Annotated in this window: 15 protein-coding genes; 10 read left to right on the top strand and 5 right to left on the bottom strand. The window is 70.8% G+C overall.

The window, feature by feature from the left end; genetic code table 11:
* The first annotated feature begins 76 nt into the window (after positions 1-76).
* From AB0C28_RS34690 to AB0C28_RS34675, 4 genes are all read left to right on the top strand, one after another.
* Positions 77-826: an IclR family transcriptional regulator gene (locus AB0C28_RS34690; protein WP_358080050.1), complete on the top strand. Its 750-nt coding sequence runs from the start codon at positions 77-79 to the stop codon at positions 824-826.
* Between the two features lie 74 nt (positions 827-900).
* Positions 901-2,373 (top strand): glycerol kinase GlpK, encoded by a 1,473-nt coding sequence (glpK, locus tag AB0C28_RS34685; RefSeq protein ID WP_357859176.1) that lies wholly within the window; start codon positions 901-903, stop codon positions 2,371-2,373.
* A 10-nt stretch (positions 2,374-2,383) separates the two neighbouring features.
* Positions 2,384-3,934, top strand: coding sequence for a glycerol-3-phosphate dehydrogenase/oxidase (locus AB0C28_RS34680; protein WP_357859179.1), 1,551 nt, complete (start codon positions 2,384-2,386; stop codon positions 3,932-3,934).
* 20 nt (positions 3,935-3,954) lie between these two features.
* Positions 3,955-4,452, top strand: coding sequence for a hypothetical protein (locus AB0C28_RS34675; protein WP_358080049.1), 498 nt, complete (start codon positions 3,955-3,957; stop codon positions 4,450-4,452).
* Positions 4,453-4,672: 220 nt separating this feature from the next.
* Here the strand turns inward: AB0C28_RS34675 and AB0C28_RS34670 are convergent, their stop codons facing one another.
* Genes AB0C28_RS34670 through AB0C28_RS34655 form a run of 4 tightly spaced genes read right to left on the bottom strand, consistent with a single transcriptional unit; the run spans position 4,673 to position 8,251 of the window.
* A complete protein-coding gene (locus tag AB0C28_RS34670) occupies positions 4,673-6,082 on the bottom strand; it encodes an NAD-dependent malic enzyme (RefSeq protein WP_357859185.1) in 1,410 nt (469 codons plus the stop codon).
* A gap of 56 nt (positions 6,083-6,138) precedes the next feature.
* Positions 6,139-6,768, bottom strand: coding sequence for a cytidylate kinase-like family protein (locus AB0C28_RS34665; protein ID WP_357859187.1), 630 nt, complete (start codon positions 6,766-6,768; stop codon positions 6,139-6,141).
* Positions 6,769-6,777: 9 nt separating this feature from the next.
* On the bottom strand, positions 6,778-7,716 hold the full coding sequence (locus AB0C28_RS34660; RefSeq protein WP_357859190.1) for a tetratricopeptide repeat protein: 939 nt from the start codon (positions 7,714-7,716) through the stop codon (positions 6,778-6,780).
* Positions 7,700-8,251 carry a MarR family transcriptional regulator gene (locus tag AB0C28_RS34655; RefSeq protein ID WP_346106042.1) on the bottom strand — a complete coding sequence of 184 codons (552 nt, stop codon included), beginning with the start codon at positions 8,249-8,251 and terminating at the stop codon, positions 7,700-7,702. The genes AB0C28_RS34660 and AB0C28_RS34655 overlap by 17 nt, the downstream gene beginning before the upstream one ends.
* A gap of 231 nt (positions 8,252-8,482) precedes the next feature.
* Between AB0C28_RS34655 and AB0C28_RS34650 the strand changes: the two genes are divergently transcribed.
* The 4 genes from AB0C28_RS34650 (at position 8,483) to AB0C28_RS34635 (ending at position 11,946) form a co-directional block, all read left to right on the top strand.
* Positions 8,483-10,252, top strand: a complete 1,770-nt coding sequence (locus AB0C28_RS34650) for a hypothetical protein (RefSeq protein ID WP_358080048.1) — start codon at positions 8,483-8,485, stop codon at positions 10,250-10,252.
* Positions 10,253-10,313: 61 nt separating this feature from the next.
* Complete coding sequence (locus tag AB0C28_RS34645; protein ID WP_357859196.1) at positions 10,314-10,985, top strand: DUF4230 domain-containing protein; 672 nt, start codon at positions 10,314-10,316, stop codon at positions 10,983-10,985.
* Between the two features lie 148 nt (positions 10,986-11,133).
* On the top strand, positions 11,134-11,286 hold the full coding sequence (locus AB0C28_RS34640; RefSeq protein WP_357859199.1) for a hypothetical protein: 153 nt from the start codon (positions 11,134-11,136) through the stop codon (positions 11,284-11,286).
* 246 nt (positions 11,287-11,532) lie between these two features.
* Positions 11,533-11,946 carry a hypothetical protein gene (locus AB0C28_RS34635; protein WP_357859202.1) on the top strand — a complete coding sequence of 138 codons (414 nt, stop codon included), beginning with the start codon at positions 11,533-11,535 and terminating at the stop codon, positions 11,944-11,946.
* 150 nt (positions 11,947-12,096) lie between these two features.
* Here the strand turns inward: AB0C28_RS34635 and AB0C28_RS34630 are convergent, their stop codons facing one another.
* Positions 12,097-13,284 (bottom strand): acetyl-CoA C-acetyltransferase, encoded by a 1,188-nt coding sequence (locus AB0C28_RS34630; RefSeq protein ID WP_358080047.1) that lies wholly within the window; start codon positions 13,282-13,284, stop codon positions 12,097-12,099.
* 85 nt (positions 13,285-13,369) lie between these two features.
* Here AB0C28_RS34630 and mce point away from each other — a divergent pair, with 85 nt between their 5' ends.
* The gene (mce, locus tag AB0C28_RS34625) at positions 13,370-13,792 is read left to right on the top strand and encodes a methylmalonyl-CoA epimerase (protein WP_357859209.1); all 423 of its coding nucleotides are present in this window, start codon (positions 13,370-13,372) and stop codon (positions 13,790-13,792) included.
* 204 nt (positions 13,793-13,996) lie between these two features.
* Positions 13,997-15,298 carry a DivIVA domain-containing protein gene (locus AB0C28_RS34620; protein WP_357859212.1) on the top strand — a complete coding sequence of 434 codons (1,302 nt, stop codon included), beginning with the start codon at positions 13,997-13,999 and terminating at the stop codon, positions 15,296-15,298.
* Positions 15,299-15,351: the final 53 nt, after the last annotated feature.

The raw sequence follows: 15,351 nt of genomic DNA, 5'->3' as shown, positions 1-15,351 counted from the left end.
GCCGGCGTACGGCATCAAGCAGCGGCGTTCAGCAGGTGTTCGGCAATCCCGAACGATTCGCGCTAGTGTCGTCGGCGTGGGAGACACGATTCAATCGGTGGAGCGGGCCGCCGCCATCCTGCGGCTGCTCGCCTCCGGTCCCCGGCAGCTCGGCGTCGCCGAGCTGGCCAGGGCGCTGGGCCTGCCGAAGGGGACGCTGCACGGCATCCTGCGCACGCTGGTCCACGTCGGCTTCGTCGAGCAGGACGACGCCACGGGCAAGTACCGGCTCGGCGCCACGCTGCTCCACCTCGGCAGCAGCTACCTCGACGTCAACGAGCTGCGCACCCGCTCCATCAACTGGGCCGACGCGCTGGCCGGGCGCAGCAGGGAGAGCGCCTGGATCGGCACCCTGCACGAGGGCCACGTCCTGGTGATCCACCACGTGTTCCGCCCCGACGACAGCATGCAGACGCTGCAGGTCGGCACCTACCTGCCGATCCACGCCAGCGCGCTGGGCAAGGTGCTGCTCGCCTACGACCCGTACGGCGAGTCGATCACCCCGCCGCTGCAGCCCCACACCAAGCGCACGCTCACCGACCCCGCGCGACTGGAGGCGGAGCTCGCCCAGGTCCGAGCGCGCGGCTGGGCCGCCGAGATGGAGGAGCTGACGGAGGGCGAGGTGGCCATCGCCGCCCCGATCAGGGACGCGCGCGGCCTGGCGGTGGGCGCCATCGGCATCCGCGGCGCCGTCGAGCGGCTCGCCCCCGGCGGTGACCTGCACATGGAGTTCGTCTCCTATGTACGCGACGCCGCCCGCGCCATCACCCGCGACCTCGCCCGATGACACTTGAACACCTACCCCCTTCCACATACGATTCGTTCGGCATTGTCGAACTACGAGCACTAGCGAGGAACCCAGTGCCTCGACCGCACTACGTCGCAGCCATCGACCAGGGCACCACGTCCAGCCGGTGCATCGTCTTCGACCAGGCCGGCAACATCATCAGCGTCGCCCAGCGCGAGCACCGCCAGATCTTCCCCAAGCCGGGCTGGGTCGAGCACGACGCCGACGAGATCTGGCAGAACGTCGAGGCCGTGCTGGCCGAGGCGGTGAGCGGCGCCGGCCTGGAGGACGGCCAGATCGCCGCGCTGGGCATCACCAACCAGCGCGAGACCACGGTGCTGTGGGACCGCGCCACCGGCCGCCCGGTCTGCCCGGCCGTGGTCTGGCAGGACACCCGCACCGACGCGCTCACGCACGCGCTGGCCGAGCACGCGAGCCTGTTCAGGGAGAAGGCCGGACTGCCGCTGGCCACCTACTTCTCCGGGCCCAAGATCCGCTGGCTGCTCGACGCGTACGGCCTGCGCGAGCGGGCCGAGCGCGGCGAGGTGCTGTTCGGCACGATGGACAGCTGGCTGCTGTGGAACCTCACCGGGCGTCACCTGACCGACGTGACCAACGCCAGCCGCACGATGCTCATGAACATCCACACGCTCGCCTGGGACGACGACCTCCTGGCCGCGATGGGCGTGCCGCGCGCCATGCTGCCCGAGATCCGCCCCTCCGCCGAGGTCTACGGCCACACGTCGGCCGGCGTCCCCGTGGCCTCCGCGCTCGGTGACCAGCAGGCGGCGCTGTTCGGGCAGACCTGCTTCGCGCCGGGCGAGGTCAAGAGCACCTACGGCTCGGGCAGCTTCCTGCTGATGAACACCGGTCAGGAGCCGGTCGTGTCCAAGCACGGCCTGCTGACCACGGTCGGCTACCGGATCGGCGACGGCCCGGCCACGTACGCGCTGGAGGGCGCCATCGCGGTCACCGGCTCCCTGGTGCAGTGGCTGCGCGACAACCTCGGCCTGATCTCCAGCGCGGCCGAGATCGAGACCCTGGCCAAGACGGTCGACGACAACGGCGGCTGCTACTTCGTACCGGCGTTCTCGGGGTTGTTCGCGCCGCACTGGCGCTCGGACGCGCGCGGAGTGATCGCCGGGCTGACCGGGTTCGTGAACAAGGGGCACATCGCGCGCGCCGTGCTGGAGGCCACCGCGTGGCAGACCCGCGAGGTCGTCGACGCGATGAACGCCGACTCCGGGCTCGACCTGACCACGCTGCGTGCCGACGGCGGCATGACCGCCGACAACCTGCTCATGCAGACGCTGGCCGACGTGCTGGCCGTGCCGGTGATCCGGCCGATGGTGGCCGAGACCACCGCGCTCGGCGCCGCCTACGCCGCGGGCCTGGCCACCGGCTACTGGCCCGATCTCGACAGCCTGCGCGCCAACTGGCACAAGGCCGCCGAGTGGCGCCCCGCGATCGACGAGGCGGCCCGCGAGCGCGAATACCGCAACTGGAAGAAGGCCGTGGCCAGGACCCTCGACTGGGTCGAGCAATAGGAGTATGGCAATGACGACCGCGATCGGCACCGACCGGGCCGAGATCCGCCACGAGCTGTCCACCACCGGCTACGACCTGCTCGTCATCGGCGGTGGCATCCTGGGCACGTCGGTCACGTGGATGGCCGCCCAGGCGGGGCTGCGGGTGGCGATGGTCGACGCGGGTGACTTCGCCGGCGCCACCTCCAGCGCCTCCTCCAAGCTCGTCCACGGCGGCCTGCGCTACCTGCAGACCGGCAACGTCAAGCTGGTGGCCGAGAACCACCGCGAACGCCGCGCCCTGGCCGGCGACATCGCGCCCCATCTGGTCAAACCGCTGACGTTCCTGGTCCCGATCTACAAGGGTGGTCCTCACGGGGCCGCCAAGCTGGGCGCCGGCGTGTTCCTGTACTCGGCCCTGTCCGTGTTCGGCGACGGCATGGGCAAGGTGATCACGCCGCACCAGGCGCTGGCCAAGGTGCCCGCGCTGCGTACTGAGGGGCTGCGCGCCGCCGCCGTCTACGGCGACCACCAGATGAACGACAGCCGCGTCGCCGTCATGACCGTGCGCGCGGCCGTGGACGCGGGCGCCACCGTGCTCAACCACGCCGAGGTCGTCGGGCTGCGCACGACCGGAGGCAGCGTCACCGGCGCCGACCTGCGCGACCGGCTCGGCGGCGCCGAGTTCGGCGTCTCCGCCCGCCTCGTGCTGAACGCCACCGGCCCCTGGGTCGACCACCTGCGCCGCATGGAGGACCCGGACGCGGCCCCCAGCATCCGGCTGTCCAAGGGCGCCCACCTGGTCATGCGCCGGCACGAGCCGTGGAAGGCCGCGCTGACCACGCCGATCGACAAGTACCGGGTGTCGTTCGCGATCCCGTGGGAGGACCACCTGCTGCTCGGGACCACGGACGAGGCGTACGAGGGCGATCCTGGGCTGGTCGGAGCCACCGAGGCCGACATCACCCAGATCCTCGACGAGGCGGGACATTCCGTACGCGACTCCCAGCTGCGCCGCGAGGACATCACCTACGCCTTCGCCGGCCTGCGGGTCCTTCCCGGTGGTCCTGGGGAGGTCACGGCGGCCAAGCGGGAGACGGTGCTGACCAGGGGCGCGGGCGGCATGTTGTCGGTGGCCGGCGGCAAGTGGACGACCTACCGCCACATCGGCAGACACGTCTTCGACACCCTCGCTCACCTGCCCGGACGTCCTCTGGGCGACGACCTGGCCGACATCCTGCCCGCCGTGCCGCTGCCCGGCCTGGCCAGCCCCGACGCGGTGGCCATGCGGCTGTGGACCGACCGCGACCCGAGCGCGCGCATGGACCCGCTGGTGGCCAGGCACCTGGCCTCGCACTACGGCTCGATCGCGTTCGACCTGGCCCGGCTCATCCGCGAGGACCCGGCGCTCGGCGAGCGCATCCATCCGGACGGGCCCGACATCTGGGCGCAGGTGGTCTACGCCCGCGACCACGAGTGGGCGGCCACGGTGGACGACGTCGTACGCCGCCGTACGACCCTCACCGTCCGCGGCCTCGACACCCCGGAAATCCGGACCAGGATCGCCGGCCTGCTCACCTGAGCCCTGGGAAGGGGGAGTGCATGGCTACTCCGATCAACCAGGCTCTCCTCCGCCACTTCACCGACCTGCGCGACGGCGAGCACGGCGGCGCCGTCACGCGGGAGGACAAGGAGCGCGTGTTCGCCAGGACCGTCGAACTGCTGGACCCGGTGGCCCGCCAGGCGCTCGACGAGGTCGACGCCGACCTGCTGCTCGGCACCGGGGAGGTGGTCGCGAGCGGGCTCACCAGGTCGCACGAGGGCGGGCTGAACGCCATGTGGTCGCTGACGTGGCAGGAGCAGCGCGCCTGCGGCGCACAGCCGATCGCGGTGGTCGCCCACTACGGCTGCGACTTCCACCACCCGCACCTGCGCGGCAACACGGTAGGCGACTGGCCCCTCAACGTCTTCACGGAGCAGGACGCGATCGGCCAGCTCAACACCATGCGCGTGATAGCCGCGGCCGACGCCCACAATCTGGTCTTCCAAGAGAGCTACCGGATAATCCCGGCAGTCACCACATCACGCGCGACACGGTAACCAGCACTGTGGACGGCACGGCGACCAGCGCCACGAGCACGCCCTGTAGCCAGAGCCGTGCGTGACCCGTAATCAGTGCCGTGGGTTTAACCCGGTAACCGGCCCACGATGCGCCGTCACGGCGGCCCGCCATGTGCGGGTCTAGAAGCGTCCCCCTGGAGGCCCCAGCCCCGCACGACGGTTGGAGTGCCGCCGGCACCGCCGTAAAAGATGGAAGATCTTATGCTTCGGTGAAGCCTCGCGCACGGCCACCGGCGGACTCGCGCACCGCCGCAGCGACCGCAGTAGCCACATCGGGGTGGAAGACGCTGGGGATGATGTAGTTGGGGCCCAGTTCCTCGGGCGTCACCACCGCGGCCAGCGCGCCGGCGGCGGCCAGCAGCATCTCCTGCGTCACCCCGCCCGCCTGCGCGTCCAGCAGCCCCCTGAACACCCCGGGGAAGGCCAGCACGTTGTTGATCTGGTTGGGGTAGTCGGAGCGGCCCGTGGCCACCACCGCGGCGTGCTCGCGGGCGTCGTCGGGCGACACCTCCGGCTCCGGGTTGGCCAGCGCGAACACCACCGCGTCCTTGGCCATCGTCGCGATGTCGTCGCCGGTCAGGATGCCGGGCGCGGACACGCCCACGAAGACGTCGGCGTCCTTGACGGCTCCGCGCAGGTCGCCGGAGTAGCCCTCGGCGTTGGTGTGGTCGGCGATCCACTGCAGCGACTCGTCGAGGTCGTCGCGGCCCTTGTGCACGGCCCCGAGGTAGTCGCAGACGATCACGTTGCGCGCCCCGGCGGCCAGCAGCAGGCGCAGCACCGCGTTGCCCGCCGCGCCCGCGCCCGCCATGGTGATCTTGACGTGCTCGATGTTCTTGTCGACGACCCGCAGCGCGTTGGTGAGCGCGGCCAGCACGCAGATCGCGGTGCCGTGCTGGTCGTCGTGGAAGACCGGGATGTCGAGCAGCTCACGCAGCCGCCGCTCGACCTCGAAGCAGCGCGGCGCGCCGATGTCCTCCAGGTTGATGCCGCCGAAGCCGGGCGCGATCACCTGCACGGTGCGCACGATCTCGTCGACGTCCTGGGTGTCGAGGCAGATGGGCCAGGCGTCGATGCCCGCGAACCGCTTGAACAGCGCCGCCTTGCCCTCCATGACGGGCAGCGCCGCCTCGGGCCCGATGTTGCCCAGCCCCAGCACGGCGGAGCCGTCGGTGACGACCGCCACGGTGTTGCGCTTGATGGTCAGCCGCCGCGCGTCCTCCTTGTTGCGCGCGATCGCCATCGACACGCGCGCCACGCCCGGGGTGTAGGCCATGGACAGCTCGTCGCGGTTGCGCAGCGGCACCTTGGAGACCATTTCGATCTTGCCGCCGAGGTGCATGAGGAACGTGCGGTCGGACACCTTGTGGATGACGACGCCCTCGACCGCCTCAAGCTGGTCGACGATGGCCTGCGCGTGGTCGGTGTCCCTCGCGGCGCACGTCACGTCGATGCGGAGCTTCTCATGCCCGGCATTGGTGACGTCGAGGGCGGTCACCACACCCCCGGCCGACTCTACGGCGTGGGTGAGCTGGCTGACGGCCTTGCCGCCGGCCGGCACCTCGAGACGCACGGTGATGGAGTACGACACACTCGGGACGGTCGCCACGTCAATCGCTCCTTCGGGACTGACCAAGAATCCCTCCTATGTTAGGGGGAGTTGGGTCAATCGAGCGCCTCGGCGGCCAGGACGATCAGCTCGGCGCAGGTCTCGGCCGGAATCGTGGTGCTGTCGAGCACCAGGTGGTAATGGCAGGGATCGCCGGGATCGGCCCGGTAGAAGTGGCGTACGTAGGCGGTCCTGGCCCGGTCGTTGTCCTCGACGACGCGGCGGGCCTCGCGTTCGCCGATCCCGCTCAGCGCGGCCACCTGGCGGATCCTGCGCTTGGCCGGGGCGTCGAGCCGGACGTGCAGCGCGCCTGGGTGGTCGGCCAGGACCATCGCCCCGCCGCGGCCCAGGAAGACGCCGCCCTGGTCGCGGGCCATGTCTCTGAGCATGCGCTCGGTACGGCGGACGAACTCCTCGGGGGCGAGCGGCATCACGCCGGGGACGTACATGTCGACGCCGCCGAACGTGACGGTCGGCAGCCGCATCGCCCCGGAGAACAGCCGGCTCAGGCCGTGATCGGCCCGGTCGTCGTGGGCCAGGGCCTCTTCGAGGGTGCAGCCCAGCTCTTCGGCCACGGCGCTGGGGATGGCTCGGTCGACGAAGGGCACGCCGAGCCGCTCGGCCACGGCCGGGCCGATCTGGCTCCCGGCCGTGCCGTAAGTGGCGGATATGGTGACGACCCGCATATCCCCAGGTTAGAACAGAGCGCTCGCCAAAGCTCTACGGGCTTTCGCCAAAGATGGGTCTTCCGCCGGCAACGCGGCGAAAAGTCCGAGCAGATGCCGCCTGACCCGGTCACGCTCGTCACCCGAGGTGCGCTTGACCACGGCGATGACCCGGTTGAACGCCTCGTCCACCGAACCGGACAACATCTCCAGGTCGGCCGCGAGCAGCTGGGCGTCGATGTCGGCCGGGTCCTCCAACCTGCGCTGCACCTCGGCGGGATCGACGTCGGACGTGCGCTTGATCAGGTTGACGCCGGCCAGGCCCATCTTGGCGTCCTCGTCGCCGGGCGCGCGGGCCAGCAGCCGCTCGTAGGCCTCGATCGCCGCGTCGAAGTCACCGTTTTCGATGGCCTGCTCGGCCGCGACGAGGTCGGGGTCGGCGGGCGGCCCCGCGGCCTCCTCGGGAGCGCCGGGCTCGGCCGGCGGCCGGGCGCCGGGGTTGGCCTGGTAGAACTGCTCGACGGCGCCCATCAGCTCATCGAGCCAGCGCCGCACCTCCTGCTCGGGCAGCACCTGCTGGAAGCCGGTGACCGCCTGGCCCTGGAAGATCGCCAGCACCGTCGGCACGGCCTGCACCCGCAGCGCCTGGGCGATCTGCGGGCTGGCGTCGACGTTGACCTTGGCCAGGATCGCCTTGCCGCCCAGGTCGCCGACGACCTTCTCCAGCACCGGGCTGAGCTGGGCGCTGCCCGGCGCCCGGGGCGACCAGAGGTCGAGCACGACCGGCACGGTCATCGACCGGTCGATCACGTCCGTCGTGAACGTCTCCTCGGTCACATCGACGACAGAAGCCGACGAGGCCGCCTGGGGACCTGCCGCCTCCCGCCGGGTCTGCGCCTCCAGTGCCTGCTTGCGCGCGCCCAGGTCCACAGCTCCGTAGAGTGACCCGGGCCTAGAGAAGTCCGCCATGCCCTTCATCTTGCCGCATGACCGAGGCTGGGAAGTCACCAGCCGCCACTCGCAGCGTGCGCAGCTGGTCGAACATCTGCTGGAGTTCGTCCTCGGCGTACATCGTGAGGCCGAACTCGGCGGCCATGAGATCGGCGGTGGCACGGCGCACGACGTCCTCACCCGCGCTGGTGATCTCGGCGAGCACGCCGCGTCCGTCGCGGGGGTTGGGCAGCCTGCGGACGAACCCCGACTTCTCCAGCCTGTCCACCGTGTTCGTGACGCTCGTGGGATGAACCATCAGTCGCTCCCCGATCTTGGACAGCGGCAGCGCGCCCGTCTTGCTGAAGGTCAACAAAACCAACGCCTCGTATCTGGCGAAGGTCAAGTCGTAGGGCTTCAGGAGCGAGTCAAGTTGCGACAGCAGGATCTGGTGCGCTCTCATGACCGAGGTCACGGCGGCCATGGCGGCCGACGGCCCGAAGTGGGCGCGCCAGCTCTCGGCGGCGCGGTCGATGGGGTCGAACGACAGGTTGAGCGGCTTCTGCTGCGACACAGCGCTACGGTAGCGCGCCCCTCGTCCCGGTTCGTCGGGTCACCCTCCGCGACAGGATCCTTCGCTTGACCAAGAATCCGGACATCAATCATCACGCTCAGTTATGGTTCTCCTACGTATGGTGACGCGGAAGCCAAGTCCATGGGCCTGTGGGGACCGGCCGGGACCGAGCGCCTCCGCCTCACCGAGGGGCACGGGGGGTGCGCTTGATGAACGTCAACGGGGAAACGGGTGCGTGAGCACGCGGGCGTTTCACGAGAGGAGCTGAAGCAGAGCGCGGCCGTCACGGTTGCCGTGCTGCTGGCTGTCGGCCTGATCGCCGCGTGGAACGTCCTGATACCCGGGGTAGACGCGTGGGAGAACATCGTGGCCGCGGTCATCGGCTCGCTCCGGCTGACCGGGCCGGTGGCGGCGGCCTTCGCCGCCTGGGTGGCGCTGCGCAAACGGCGCGCGCTGCGCGGCCGTTCGCTCACGACCTGGCGGGCGCTCAAGGCGCCGCTGGCGATCGTGATGGTGGTGCTGGGGTCGTTCGCGGCCACGGTGCTGGTACTGGCGGTCAAGACGGTGCTCACCGACCAGGCCGGCCGGCTGAGCCTGTCGGGGCTGGGGATGGGCATGGCGGGGCTGGCCCTGTACTCGGTGATCGGGTGGGTGGCCGGATGGGTGCTGCCGCGGCCGTACACGCCGCCGGTCGCGGGCCTGGCCTGCTACGGGCTGTTCACCTGGCTGGCCGACGACCGGGGCTGGGCCGACCGGCTGGCGCCGGGGACCGGCGAGCCGTACGACCTGTTCCAGGGCTGGAACGGCGCGCCGTTCTTCGACCAGACGATCTGGCTGCTCGGCATCACGGCGGCGCTGCTGCTCGGCTGGGCGGCGCTGGTGACCAGGCAGGCCCTGGTGCTGGCGTGCGCGCTGCTGTCGGTGCTGGCCGCCGCCATGGGCGTGTCGCGGGTGCTGGCGCAGCCGAAGCCGGCCGCGGCCGTGGACATCGCCTACAGCTGCCAGGAGTGGCCGATCACGGTGTGCGTGCATCCGGGGATGCGGGCGGGGCTGACCGAGCTGGGGGCGGCGTTCACGCAGATCGCCTCCCGGCTGGCCGGGACGCCCGCCGCCTTCACGCGGGTGGAGCAGCGTCCGCTGGACGACGCGCTGAAGCCGGCGAACGGGCTGGCGCCCGTGCACGTGCCCGACCTGTCGGCGGGGTTCGCCGAGGAGGCCGCGTACGAGTACATCGAGGCCCTGTCCCCCAGGTGCCAGAGCACGGTCGCGGAGGGATACCGGCAGATCGTGGTGGCCTGGCTGCGCGGCGAGCCGCTGCCCGGCACGCCGCTGGCCGAGCACCAGTACGCGACGTCCTGGTTCTCCTCCTTGAGCGAGCCCCAGCGCAGAGAGTGGCTGCGCATGTTCTACAGCGACTTCCAGGGCTGCCGGCTGTCGAGCACGCACTTCGGCGGCGGCCCTGGGCACGCGCAGGTCGCGCCGTCCGCGCGGCCCACCCCCGGGTCGAGCCACGCTTACCCCGTCTATCCGGGGGTCTATCCAGGGGTATATCCGGGGCCCAGCGGCACCGCGACGGCCAGCTCGGCGTCGAGCGCGCCCGGGGGCGGGGCCACGCAGGAGGCGCCTCAGACCGGCTGGACCCCGGAGGCTCCGGCCGCCGGCTGGGCCTCGTCGGAGCCGGCGGGGGGCTGGACGCCCGACACGTCCGGGGAGGGCTGGCCGGTGCACGCCTCCGAGGTGTCCGCAGAAGTCGCGCCCGGGTCGGGCGCCAACCGTCAGGCGTCGCCGGTGTCGGAGACGTCTCCTCAGACGGCCCCGGTTTCGGGCCCGGCCGCGGGCGCGGTCTCCGCGCCCGCGCCGGTTTCAGCGCCGGTTTCAGGCCCGGTTTCGGCTCCTGGGTCGGCGCCGGTCGCGGAGCCTGTGTCGGCGCCGGTGGAGGGGCCCGCCGCAGCGCCGGCGCGGGTCCCCGAGGAGGGGCCGTCCACGAAGCAGGCCGGCTGAGGATCGAAGATGTCACCGAAGAGCTGGCACTGATGATCGCCGAACGGGTAGTCATGCTCGCATGACGACTTCGCGTACGACGCCGCCCGAGGCGAGCCCCGGGCGGCGTCGCCGGTGGCGATATGTGGCGGGCCTGCTGGTCCTCGCCGTGTTACTGGTGGTCGGCGGCCGCCTGGCCTGGTCCTGGCTCAACCCGCTCGGTGAGCAGAGCATCGACCGCAGCCAGCCGGTGCTGCTGCAGTCCATCAAGGACATGAGCAGGTTCCAGGCCGCGACCGGCACCTTCCAGGTGGTCGTGGACCTGGAGAAAGACGCCAACTTCCTGCCCGACGCGGTCAAGGGCACGCGCACGCTGTTCGTCGGCGCCGGCGGGGTCGACGCGTACGTCGACTTCTCCGCCGTCGCGGCCGACGGGGTAACGGTGTCGCAGGACCGTACCGAGGCCACCATCCGCCTTCCGCGCGCGCAGCTGGAGAAGCCCAACCTCGACAACAGCCGCTCGTACGTGTTCGCGCAGCAGCGCGGCCTGCTCGACCGGGTCCAGGACTTCCTGTCGGGCTCGCCAGGCGACCAGCGGGAGCTCTATCTGCTGGCCGAGAAGAAGATCAGCGAGGCGGCGGTGTCCAGTGACCTGCGGGCCAGGGCGGACGCCAACACCAAGGCGATGCTGACGGGCATGCTCAAGTCGCTCGGCTTCTCGAAGGTCACGGTCAAGTTCACCGACGAGGCTTAGCCGCCTCACCCCGCCTTAGGGACGCGGTGAGCCGTCCTAGGTATCTCCTCAGCGTGCCCGTACCGAGAGATAAGGCATACGCCCGATGTGTCCCTAGGGGCCTTAGGCCGAGTCTTGAGAGTGCGGGAAAACGAACAAGGAGAAACTCGTGAACGCCGAACTCGAATACAGCATCATGCAGCACCACGCCGCCGAGCTGCGGCAGGCGGCAGCGGAGCACCGCCGCGCCCGTCAGGCGCGCACGGGCAACCCGGCCGAGCGCCGTCACCGCTCGGTCATCGCCCGGCTCTTCGCCTCATGACCGCCCACAAGCAGCCCGGCCGCAACCTCCCTCGCGGCCGGGCTGAGGCGCCTCCTTAGGGGCGTCGGCGCTCGTGACCCGAATTCCTGGTCAGGTCGCGGTGCCACATGCACGAAGCCCCGGTCCATTCCTGGTTGGGCCGGGGCATCGTGCTGTCTCCAGGGACATGGACGTCATCCGGCTCTCCCCTCGTCCGGTCAGGGGGTTCCGCTTGTGGGGCCTGGTCGCAGGGATGATGATGCCCCTATGCGCAAACGGGTGCTCGTCTGGGGCGGGGCCGTGGTCGCGGTGGCCGCCGTCGCGGCTCTGGCCGTATATCTCGCCCGGGTGGGGCTGGACGACGCCGACAAGCTGGCCAGCGTGATCGGGCTCTTCGTGGCGCTGGCCGGGCTGGGCATCTCGATCCGCGGCCTGACCGGCGGCCGGCCGACCGACGACCCGGCCCCGCCCGTGCCGGACGGCGCGGCGCCGGGGCAGAACGTATCCGCGCCCGAGCCCGGCGTCTCGGCGTCGGGATCCAGGTCGGTCGCCATCGGCGGCGACAACTCGGGGATCATCAGCACGGGCGACGGGACGACCAACGTGCGAATGCGCGCGGAGGCGTCCGGGCAGGGCCGCGTCTACCAGGCCGGCGGCGACCAGACGATCAACGAGAAGTAGCGCCGCCCCCGTCGATCCCCAGGAACGCCGACGAGCAGAGCGCCGTCAGGAACCCGGGGACGCCGATGATCCGGGCGCCGTCAGGAACCCGGGGACGCTGACGGGCCGGGCGCCGTCAGGAACCTGGAGACGCCGATGAGCCGGGCGTCGTCAGGACTTGGGGACGGTGATGAGCAGGGCGTCGCCCTGGCCGCCGCCGCCGCACAGCCCCGCCGCGCCCAGGCCGCCGCCCCGGCGCCTGAGCTCGTACGCCAGCGTCAGCACGATCCGCGCCCCCGACGCCCCGATGGGGTGCCCCAGGGCGATGCCGCCGCCGTTGACGTTGACGATGTCGAGCGGAACGCCGAGCTCCTTGGCCGACTGGACGACCACGCTGGCGAAGGCCTCGTTGATCTCCACCAGGTCGAGGTCGCCGGCCGTGACGCCCTGCTTGGCCATGGCCTGCTTGATGGCGTTGGCCGGCTGGGACTGCAGGGAGGCGTCAGGGCCTGCCACGTTGCCGTGGCGGCCGATCTCGGCCAGCCAGGGCAGGCCCAGCTCCTCGGCCTTGGCCTTGGACATGACGACCACGGCGCAGGCGCCGTCGGAGATCTGGGAGGCCGACCCGGCCGTGATGGTGCCGTCGGCGGCGAAGGCGGGACGCAGCTTGGCGAGGGTCTGCGCGGTCGTGTCGCCGCGTACGCCCTCGTCCTCCTTGACGATCACCGGCTCACCGCGCCGCTGCGGGATCTCCACCGGGACGATCTCTTCTTCGAAGACGCCGTTCTTGACGGCCGCGGCGGCGAGCTGGTGGGAGCGGGCCGACAGGGAGTCCTGCTCCTCGCGGCCGATGCCGAGCCGGGTGTTGTGCCGCTCGGTGGACTCGCCCATCGCGCACTGGTCGAACGCGCAGAACAGGCCGTCGTGGGCCATCGAGTCGACGACCTGGGAGCCGCCGTACTTGACGCCTTTTCGCAGCCCTGGCAGCAGGTGGGGGGCGTTGGTCATGGACTCCATGCCGCCGGCCACCACGATGTCGAACTCGCCCGCCCTGATGAGCTGGTCGGCCAGGGCGATGGCGTCGAGGCCCGACAGGCACACCTTGTTGATGGTGACGGAAGGGACGGTCATGGGGATGCCGGCATTGACGGCGGCCTGGCGGGAGGGGATCTGCCCGGCTCCGGCCTGGAGGACCTGGCCCATGATGACGTATTCGACGGATTCGGGAGCGACCCCGGCACGTTCCAGGGCGGCCTTGATGGCGACGCCGCCGAGCTCGACGGCCGACAGTCCGGACAGGGAGCCGAGCAGTTTGCCGATAGGGGTGCGAGCTCCGGCGACAATGACGGAACTGGACATGACAACGGCCTCCTGTGCTCGCGCGTCCGGTCTTTGACACCATACCCACGAGTACGCCGTCGCTCGCCATGGAGGTAGGCCACACATGTTCATGCGGATCGACCACATCGGGATCGCCTGCCGCGATCTTGAAGAGAAGATCGAGCTCTTCTCGAGGACGTTCGAGCTGACGGTCGTGGCGCGGGAGGTGAACGAGGAGCAGGGCGTCAAGGAGGCCATGCTGCACATCGCCGACGGCGAAGGTGGGGGCTCCTACATTCAGCTCCTTGAACCTCTCTCCGACGACTCGCCTGTGGGAAAATTCCTCGCCAAGCGGGGCGAGGGCGTCCATCATGTGGCGTTCGGGGTGCCCGATGTCGCGGAGGCCATGACGACGATCGGCGAGAAAGGTGTGAGGCTGCTGGACGAGCGCCCCCGGCACGGGTCGATGGGCTCGCAGATCGCATTTCTGCACCCCAAGGATGTAGGCGGAATGCTGACTGAGCTAGTCCAAGCCCCCAAACCCTGACAAATCACCACAAAACGCAAAAAACGTTCATATGTAACTAGTCACGCAGAAAGTTGGACGGGGCTTCGCACGCGGCACCAGCGGAGTACGCTTGACCTTCCACCGGACATGGGGCCTGCCGAGAGGCACAGGCTCCTGGTACGGATGCCCCGAACCCCCCGTCCGGCCCGTGTAGCCGTCTCGACAACCCAGGATCGAGCCTCCATGCAGTCCGACATCGACGCCCAGCTCAACAACTTCTTCGAGGACGCCCCAGCCCGCGAGTTCGACGTGGTGCTCCGTGGTTACGACCGGCACCAGGTCCATGATCATCTCAAGCAGCTCGACGGGGAGCTGCGGCAGGCGCGCGAGCAGGTCGTCGGCCTCCAGCGCGATCTGTCCGACTCCCAGCGCCAGTTGCAGGAGCAGGAGCGTCCCACCTACTCCGGTCTCGGCGCCCGGATCGAGCAGCTGCTCCGGCTGGCCGAGGAACAGGCGACCGAGCTCGTCCAGGCCGCCAGGTCCGAGGCCAACGAGATCAAGGCCGCGGCCAAGGTCGAGGCCGCGGACCTGAGGGCCGCCGCCGAGTCCGAGGCCGCCGAGAAGCGCGCCCAGGCCACCCGCGAGAGCGACGAGATGCGCACGAGCGCCGAGCGGGACGCCGAGGACATCCGCTCGACCGCCCGCCGCGAGGCCGACGAGCTCACCAACACGACCGAGCGCGAGGCCGCCAAGCTGCGCGCCACGGCCGATCACGAGGTGGCCGAGAAGCGCGCCGACGCCGAGCGCGAGATCGCCAAGCTCCGCACCACCACCGAGCGCGAGGTCGCGCAGCTGCGCGCCTCGACCAAGCGCGAGCGCGACGAGGTGCTGACGACGGCCAAGCGTCAGGCCGACGAGATGCGCGCGCAGGCTCAGCGGGTGCTGGAGGAGTCGGAGGCCAAGCGGGCGCAGGACGAGGCGGAGTTCGAGATCCAGCTCGCCGCCCGCCGCGAGGAGGCCGAGCGTCAGGAGGCCGAGCGCCACGCCACCGCGCAGGCCGCCACACAGAAGCTGGTCGCCGAGGCCGAGCAGCGCGCCGCCACGGCCGAGTCGCGGGCCACGAAGGCCACGCAGCAGGCCGAGCAGACCCGCCGCGAGGCCGACCTGCACGCCAAGCAGCTCGTCGCCAACGCCCGCAAGAGCTCCGAGACGATAGTGGCCGAGGCGAAGTCGAGCGCGGAGACCATCGTCACCGAGGCGAAGAACGAAGCCGAGCGCACCCGTACGGCGATGCAGCGCCAGGTCGACGAGCTCACCCGCCAGCGCGACAGCATCACCAGCCACCTGGCTCAGCTCCGCCAGCTCCTCGGCGGCGCCGCCCTGCCGGGCATGGAGCCGGAGCCCGCGGTCGCCGCTGCCGCACCGAAGGCCGCACTCGCCGCGCCCGAGCCTCCCGCTCCGGCCCCGGCAGCCGCGCCGGCCGCCCCGGCGCCCAAGGTGACGGCCGCCAAGTCCGAGGACGACTCGGAGTGGTGGCAGGAGTAACGCCGACGGACACGCACGGGGGCTGAATGACGGCTGAGAGAGCCTGGCGATCG

The organism is Nonomuraea sp. NPDC048892 (genome assembly GCF_040649735.1).
Taxonomy (GTDB): domain Bacteria; phylum Actinomycetota; class Actinomycetes; order Streptosporangiales; family Streptosporangiaceae; genus Nonomuraea; species Nonomuraea maheshkhaliensis.
This window is presented reverse-complemented; position numbering and strand designations above follow the sequence as displayed.

Excerpts from the sequence above, each read along its gene's own strand:
- AB0C28_RS34680 (WP_357859179.1), top strand. The coding sequence starts at position 2,384 with ATGACGACCGCGATCGGCACCGACCGGGCCGAGATCCGCCACGAGCTG.
- AB0C28_RS34675 (WP_358080049.1), top strand. The coding sequence starts at position 3,955 with ATGGCTACTCCGATCAACCAGGCTCTCCTCCGCCACTTCACCGACCTG.
- AB0C28_RS34665 (WP_357859187.1), bottom strand. The coding sequence starts at position 6,768 with ATGCGGGTCGTCACCATATCCGCCACTTACGGCACGGCCGGGAGCCAG.
- AB0C28_RS34660 (WP_357859190.1), bottom strand. The coding sequence starts at position 7,716 with ATGGCGGACTTCTCTAGGCCCGGGTCACTCTACGGAGCTGTGGACCTG.
- AB0C28_RS34645 (WP_357859196.1), top strand. The coding sequence starts at position 10,314 with ATGACGACTTCGCGTACGACGCCGCCCGAGGCGAGCCCCGGGCGGCGT.
- AB0C28_RS34635 (WP_357859202.1), top strand. The coding sequence starts at position 11,533 with ATGCGCAAACGGGTGCTCGTCTGGGGCGGGGCCGTGGTCGCGGTGGCC.
- AB0C28_RS34630 (WP_358080047.1), bottom strand. The coding sequence starts at position 13,284 with ATGTCCAGTTCCGTCATTGTCGCCGGAGCTCGCACCCCTATCGGCAAA.
- mce (WP_357859209.1), top strand. The coding sequence starts at position 13,370 with ATGTTCATGCGGATCGACCACATCGGGATCGCCTGCCGCGATCTTGAA.
- AB0C28_RS34620 (WP_357859212.1), top strand. The coding sequence starts at position 13,997 with ATGCAGTCCGACATCGACGCCCAGCTCAACAACTTCTTCGAGGACGCC.